This window comes from Paenibacillus sp. CFBP13512, from assembly GCF_005233705.1.
In the GTDB taxonomy this organism is placed as follows: Bacteria; Bacillota; Bacilli; order Paenibacillales; family Paenibacillaceae; genus Saccharibacillus; species Saccharibacillus nuruki.
This window is the reverse complement of sequence record NZ_QGAD01000038.1, coordinates 1-6,572: the sequence shown is the minus strand read 5'-3', so window position 1 is coordinate 6,572 and position 6,572 is coordinate 1. Positions and strand designations below refer to the sequence as shown.

The following is a 6,572-nucleotide window of genomic DNA, read 5'->3' as shown; positions in this document are numbered from 1 at the left end:
ATATTTATTTTATTCCCAGCAATTTTTTGTGTTTATATTTATATATTAAATAGATAATTATATACATACATTAATTGGATTTTTTTCTAAAAAACAAGTTATAGATTTGATATTTGTAAAAAAAATATGTTACTATGTGTTGAAACTATTGGCCAATTAGTTTTAATAATTAAATTTTGAGGAGATAATATGTCTAATAAAATATCATTTAAAAAAAGTATTGCTGTTATTCTTAGTTTTGTTTTGTTGTTTACTATTTTATTCCCTAATAAAATTCATGCTGAAAATACAAAAACCACCTCAGATGTGTTAGTGGAAAAAATAGAAGACAATGCCAATCAACTAACTTTAAAAGGAACAAAAAATGGCTCTTCACTAATTTTGACACAAGACAAAAAAACTTTAAAAATTTCTATGGCTGGTGATGCTAAATTATTTGAAGAAAATTCTGCTCAATCTTTTAGTACTAATGCTAATAATTCATCAGAAACAATTCCTACCCCTGCTAACTATAATGTAGAAATTAATGATATAAAAAGTAATGAAGAGATTGATGCTACTTTTACAAATATAGAAACAGGGAAAAGTGTAGATACTCTACATAATACAACTGGTGAAGTAACACCACAACTTGTATTTTTAGTTCCACTTGGAGTTATCATCGGAGAAGCATTATTAGCTTCTTTAATTGCAACAGCAGTAGCCATCGAATTTGGTGGTATTGCATATGCTACAATCGGGGCAGTCAAAGATAAAGTTAGAAATGATAGATATAACCATTATGCAGCAAAAATTGTACAAGGTAATGTATGGATTGGGCCTTCCTTGTCTTTAACACAAGCTGCTGCACGTCTTGGAGGAATAAGTATTCAAGAGAACAATGTTTGGTCCAAAAATAGTGACTTGGCAGAAGCTGTTGCTGAATTAGCTGGCGGTGGGAGAGAAGCATTTGGCCCAGAATTGCAAGTGAATCAAAAAGAAGGTATCTTTTATTATGTTCACTTCCACACTTGGAATCGAGCTGGTGGACACTCATTCTTTTAATAACTTTATATAGAGAAGGAAGGCAATATTTTGATTGAACAAATTTATGAGCGATTTTTAAATTCTAATATTCCCTATGAGTTTTCTTTAAATCATGTTGATCAAATTCTTCAAAACAAGTATGCGGCTGTTGAAGTTAGCAAAAGTACCGTGGAAGATTTAAAAAATGACCCGATGTGCGACTTTGATGCTATCTACAAATGTTATATTATTACTGATACAGCTGTTCTTGATTCTTTATTTACTGAAGAAGAAAAGCTGATGCACTCAGCAAAAAAAAAGCGAAACATTAATAAAACTAATTTAGATAAAAATGCTAAAACTTGGCGTGACATAAAGGAAGGTCGAATGATTCGAGTGATTGTAGACTCGGATAATGGTAGCACGATGACAGGCTTTAACTTACAAGGTTTATGTGAAGTGTTAATGTATGAACTCTATGTACTTAAAGGAATTAAACCTGAAGCTTGTACCAATCCTAACGATCCTTATTTTGCTCATTATCTGGAGTGTTTGGATAAAGCCGGTTATCTTTAATTTTGCATGATAATAAGGACAGTTCTCGAAAGTTGGAGAGCTGTTCTTTTTTATTCGTTTATCATAGTTCTTGTTATTAATGGTCTTGCTGAAAGTTTTGTAGTTGTATTAGTTGCCACGTGCGTTCTTCGGTAATACACTTCATATTGTTATCTGATGCAAGACCGATCACTTTAATCGCATAATCACTCGCGACTATAGCATGTTCTCTCATATGTCCCACAGCTACCGCTTGTCCGGCAGTTCTTGCTGCTGTTTTGGCTATTTCGCTCTGGCACTCTCTAGCAATATTGTGAATCTGGAATCCAGCTTGCCTTACTTGATGTACCGTAGCTTGTCCTACTTGCCATAGCTCATTTACTTTGAACGCTTGCTCCACTTGTTCAAGATTCGGTAATTCTTGCTCCAGATAAGGTAGAACATGCTTTGCTAGACTAAGTGCCCATTGTGCTAATTGAACATGACTCATCTTCTCGATCTTCTGTTCGATCTCTGCTCGCAGTGATAAGTCGTCTATAATCTTAATCTTAGATTTACTCAAGGCAACCTTCTCCTTTCAAGAATCTGATAATGTGTACCCCTTTGATATCGTCGAATAAGATGTCTTACAAAGTCAGATAGCTCCAAATAATATAATCGTTCTTCCTCTCAATCTTCATCTTTTATCTATTCGTTCCAAAAGCCTGATATGAAGGGCAAGCTTTTAACTATAAATTTATCATTTACTCTTTCATAATCACAGTTATTCCCCCTGTCTTTCTATCCAATATAAAAGAAAAGCCCTTGAAAAACTCAAGGGCTTTTTTACTATCTTTACATTACTCCGGTACACTTGTACTTCCATCGCTATAAGCTTCAATATCATCGAAATACAACGTGCCTGCTGTCACCGAAGAATTTTCACTTTTATTAACGTAGATCGAGAACATTCGCACATCTTTCAAGCTGGATGCTGTAATCACTTTATCCGCATTAGCAGTGTCCCATGGGGCTGGCTTGAAGTCGGTAAAAGGAATCTCGATCATCCCTGCTTCTGTTCCATGAAGCGAAGGATAAGCTTCAAACGAAGTACCGTTGATGTTAATCTGAATGACTAGCTTATTATCACTACCATCTGGCTTCATCCAGAACCGAACTGCATGGGTGCCTGACCAGTCACTATTTTGCATATTTTTGGACTCGCCTGTATAACCCTGGCTGTTCAGCGTATAATCGTATTTCAGACCGTATTTTCCACTATTTTTGCCATACGTACTCAGTGTGACTGTATTCGGATCGCCTGCTGTAACATATGCTCGATCTAGTAATTCATCGCTACCTTTATACGTTTCAAATAGATCGACTACCCATGGATCGGTTGTTCCATCACTATCACTCACATACAATTGCACCGTTTGGGTAAGCACCTGACCACCTTTGAGATCAACTTGTACCGTTAATGTGGTTCCCTCTTCTGCAAGCGACGCATCAGGTGTCCAATCCGCCACATAATAGAATCCGTCTGTATCTTTTTTCATTTTATGCTCTGTACTATTACCCTCCACTTGATAGGTCACTTTCGCAATCTTGGCTTCATTCACTCGCACTCGGATCGTTGTCGGCTTGCTAAGTGGAATTGTTGCATTGTTGATCGGTGAAGCGATATGCATAAATGGTTGCTCTTTGGCTACTTTGGACTTCTGCTGATACGGACGATCAGCTTCAACCTCTTGCTGAAAAGCAGTATATGGATCATCATGAAAAGCTTGGAAATCTGGTAACAGTTCATGATCGCCTAGCCCATTCGGTGCATCCCGATAAGGAACAAAGATAGAATCCGTATTGAAATTCGCCCATGTGAGCATATAAGACATCTTTTTCGCTTGAGGATCAGATTGTAATGCTTTTAACAACTTGGTAAAAAACTGCAAATCTTTCGTGCCTGTTGGCTTCACATTGGAATAGCCAAATTCAGTGAACGCTGAAATTTTGCCTTTCTGCTCTGCAATCTCAGCTACTAAGCGGGCATCTTGGACGACTGCATCGTACCATGTCGGTGTATTGCCATCATAATACGTATCAAATCCCAAAATATCGACATAATCGTCCCCTGGATACGTCTCCAAATAAGTATCTGCATCCTGATTGAATGGACTACCCGGTGAGAATGCATATAAGAAATTATGCACCTTTTTCACATCACGCAGATATTCTACCGTATACCGATAAATCTCAACATACTCTTCTTTTGTCCGATAAGGCGCACCCCACCAGAACCAACCGCCATTCTGCTCATGGAACGGACGGAAAATTACCGGAATCGCTTGCCCACGGTCATCTTTAAGATGATGAGCAAAATCGGCAACCTGATCGAGAAAAGTATTATAATCTGCATGCTTGTCTCCACCCGGCAAGATATGACTGATCACATTTCCTTTGGTATCATAAAAATCATTTCCAGTTACAAAGTTAGGCATATGCGAACTTAAGTTGAGCACACTACCTTGCTCGTAAGCCGACTTCATCACCTTAACCAGATTGTCCCGATTCTCTGTAGCTGCTCCACCATACACTCCGGGCTTCTCAAATCCTTCTAGACTTAGCGTATCCCATCCAAATACTCCCGGCAGATCACCAACAGATCGCTTCACTTCAGATTGCGTTCCATCTTCGACTGTAATCCCGATTCCTTCCGTAGTCGCATGTTGGTGACCGAATAATATGTCTTTGCCTTCATTATTCAGTAAATAAGTAAATAACGAACGTGTAGCTTTGGTCGCGTCTGCATCTGCTAGATTCACGATCTGCGATTGAGATGTTTTACTATTGACCGCTTCTACCTCATTTTCTGCTTGTGCCACTTGCCCTGCTGTTGGTGATACCGCCAGCAACATTGCCAATACCCCTATCGCCCAACGCTTCCTCATAATCACAACTCCTCTGTGGTTGGAATAACTACCTGTATAGCTAGCGCTTACAGAGTTAAATATACAAAAGTATAAGGAAGGATTATATAGGTAAATAAGGAAAAAATAGTTTTTTTAACATACAAGCTTTTTTCCTTATTCTTGGGTGTATCTTATTTATATGAAAATATGTATTGAAACGTTTGTAGGCATAACGATACTATACTTATCCTTCTTCAAGCACCTTATATACTTTATAATAATTCTTAACTTTAATAGCAAGTTGATCTATATGAACTGCATTTTTGATTTGGTACATTTCCGTTCCTATGGGAAGTGTAGTAGACATGAACTCGGTAAAAGGTTCATCGTCTTTATGCTGTTGTTGAATCGTTCCTAACTTCTCTCCGATCTGGTCACTCTTTATGGTGAGCTGTTGATCCACAACATATACTCCATTCTTGAATATAAATAAATCTGCATGTGATGAATCACGGATCGTTTCTTGGGCTAAAATTTCTGTCGTGCTGATTTCTGTAATGTTGTTAGGTTGTACTGCTTGCTGGGTCTGTATGGTACTGGGACTACAACCTAGAAGTGTCGCTAATAAGGTGAGTACTATAGCTGATTTCAAATGAAGGTTCACTCCTCTCTAATCTATTATCAAATGGGTATGTAGATTCTAAACAGATATAATACTTCAAACCATACTAGATTCTGCTATTATAAACAACAAATAAAGAGCCAAAGGAGTTTACATATCTTGCATATTAGAAAAGAAACACCTCAAGATGCAGAAGCTATTGCCAGAGTTCATGTAGACAGTTGGAAAACAACATATAAAGTCATTATTCCAGATGAGTTTCTTAACAGTCTATACTATACCCAGAGAAAGGATCTATGGATTCAAGCCATAACACAACAAGATCACTTCGTTATGGTAGCAGAGACTTCTGAAGGTCAGATTGTCGGATTTGCAGATGCTTGGAAAAAAGAAACCAACACCGTCCTCATTCTGGTGACTTAACCTCGATCTATATACTGGAAGCTTATCAAGGTAAAGGTATGGTTAAGCAACTACTCCAATCTTTATTTAGGATATTCAAGCAATTGGGCTGGCAAAAAGTATTTGTTGAAGTGCTAGAAGATAATAAAACATGTGATTGGTACGAATATTATGGTGCGACATTATCTAAGACTGTGACTATCCAAATAGGTGGCGTGCTTCTCAATGAACGAGTCTATGAATGGAATAATATTGACGATGTATTAGCAAGATGATGAAAGTACATAGGTACTATTTCAAGTAAAAAAAGCCTATTCGGGAATAGTCGAATAGGCTTTAGCATTGGACAGCATAGGACGTAATGCAACAGTAAAGTTAGGCTTCAAGATCTGGTTGAATATAAAAAGGTTCCATATTGATTGTACACAAATATTGGCGAAAGCGGGATAGTTCTTCTACTGCCTTTTCCTTCTGTTGAAACGTACCTACTGTAAAAGCAGATTCGACTGAACCATCTCCTACATAAGCAGAAAGAACCGTTCCTTCGGTTGATGTTTCTAGGGTAAGGGCAACAGATTTGACGATGGTTTGCTCATCTTGACTGATGATCCACATGGTTGGTTTCTCCTCTCGGGGTATGTATAAGAGGAGTATAAAACAATTCAGTAAAAGATAGAATATGAGGCAACAAATTGTTGCATAAGTAAAATTTATAAATCATCATATTCAAAAATTATTTTTTCCAGTTCATCGTTTATTTTTTTATTTCTCCCCTCCTCAGCAATTAAATAAAGATTTGTTTTAGCCCTTGAACCAATTACATACATCAACTTTTTAGAAGATATAGATTTTTCTTTACTTTCTACAGAGCTATGAGGAATAAATCCATTTAAAAGCCCAAAAGCTATCACTGTCTCAAACTCTTCACCTTTTATTCCTTGGCAACTATTAACAACTACTCCTTTTAATTCTTTAAAAACATTTTTGTATACATACAATTTTTGTTTTTCTCCATTAAATCCATTTTGATTTAATCTTGAGTGAATACCATTAAAAAAGAAATTATATTGATTAACTAAAAGTTGATAAGAATTAATATC

General features: G+C 36.8%; 9 protein-coding genes. 4 read left to right on the top strand and 5 right to left on the bottom strand.

Going from position 1 to position 6,572, the window contains the following annotated elements; all coding sequences use genetic code 11:
• Positions 1-189 precede the first annotated feature (189 nt).
• Together PaeCFBP13512_RS23035 and PaeCFBP13512_RS23030 are read left to right on the top strand one after the other, a co-directional pair.
• On the top strand, positions 190-1,044 hold the full coding sequence (locus tag PaeCFBP13512_RS23035; RefSeq protein WP_137226334.1) for a hypothetical protein: 855 nt from the start codon (positions 190-192) through the stop codon (positions 1,042-1,044).
• A gap of 30 nt (positions 1,045-1,074) precedes the next feature.
• A complete protein-coding gene (locus PaeCFBP13512_RS23030; RefSeq protein ID WP_137226332.1) occupies positions 1,075-1,581 on the top strand; it encodes a hypothetical protein in 507 nt (168 codons plus the stop codon).
• A gap of 76 nt (positions 1,582-1,657) precedes the next feature.
• Here PaeCFBP13512_RS23030 and PaeCFBP13512_RS23025 read toward each other — a convergent pair whose 3' ends face one another.
• The 3 genes from PaeCFBP13512_RS23025 to PaeCFBP13512_RS23015 all read right to left on the bottom strand — a co-directional run bounded on the left by PaeCFBP13512_RS23025 (position 1,658) and on the right by PaeCFBP13512_RS23015 (position 5,100).
• Positions 1,658-2,122: a putative immunity protein gene (locus tag PaeCFBP13512_RS23025; RefSeq protein ID WP_137226330.1), complete on the bottom strand. Its 465-nt coding sequence runs from the start codon at positions 2,120-2,122 to the stop codon at positions 1,658-1,660.
• A 277-nt stretch (positions 2,123-2,399) separates the two neighbouring features.
• Complete coding sequence (locus PaeCFBP13512_RS23020) at positions 2,400-4,487, bottom strand: glycosyl hydrolase (protein ID WP_137226328.1); 2,088 nt, start codon at positions 4,485-4,487, stop codon at positions 2,400-2,402.
• A gap of 205 nt (positions 4,488-4,692) precedes the next feature.
• Entirely contained in the window at positions 4,693-5,100 is a 408-nt protein-coding gene (locus PaeCFBP13512_RS23015) for a hypothetical protein (RefSeq protein ID WP_137226326.1), read from the bottom strand.
• Between the two features lie 129 nt (positions 5,101-5,229).
• On the opposite strand from PaeCFBP13512_RS23015, the gene PaeCFBP13512_RS23545 reads away from it, so the two are divergent.
• Both PaeCFBP13512_RS23545 and PaeCFBP13512_RS23540 read left to right on the top strand, forming a co-directional pair.
• The gene (locus PaeCFBP13512_RS23545; RefSeq protein ID WP_241669468.1) at positions 5,230-5,493 is read left to right on the top strand and encodes a GNAT family N-acetyltransferase; all 264 of its coding nucleotides are present in this window, start codon (positions 5,230-5,232) and stop codon (positions 5,491-5,493) included.
• On the top strand, positions 5,451-5,747 hold the full coding sequence (locus PaeCFBP13512_RS23540; protein ID WP_241669467.1) for a GNAT family N-acetyltransferase: 297 nt from the start codon (positions 5,451-5,453) through the stop codon (positions 5,745-5,747). Before PaeCFBP13512_RS23545 ends, PaeCFBP13512_RS23540 begins: the two co-directional genes overlap by 43 nt.
• A gap of 100 nt (positions 5,748-5,847) precedes the next feature.
• Here the strand turns inward: PaeCFBP13512_RS23540 and PaeCFBP13512_RS23005 are convergent, their stop codons facing one another.
• Entirely contained in the window at positions 5,848-6,087 is a 240-nt protein-coding gene (locus PaeCFBP13512_RS23005; protein ID WP_137226324.1) for a hypothetical protein, read from the bottom strand.
• 95 nt (positions 6,088-6,182) lie between these two features.
• The coding region (locus PaeCFBP13512_RS23000; protein ID WP_275094504.1) for a 3'-5' exonuclease at positions 6,183-6,572 on the bottom strand (390 nt) is incomplete at its 5' end.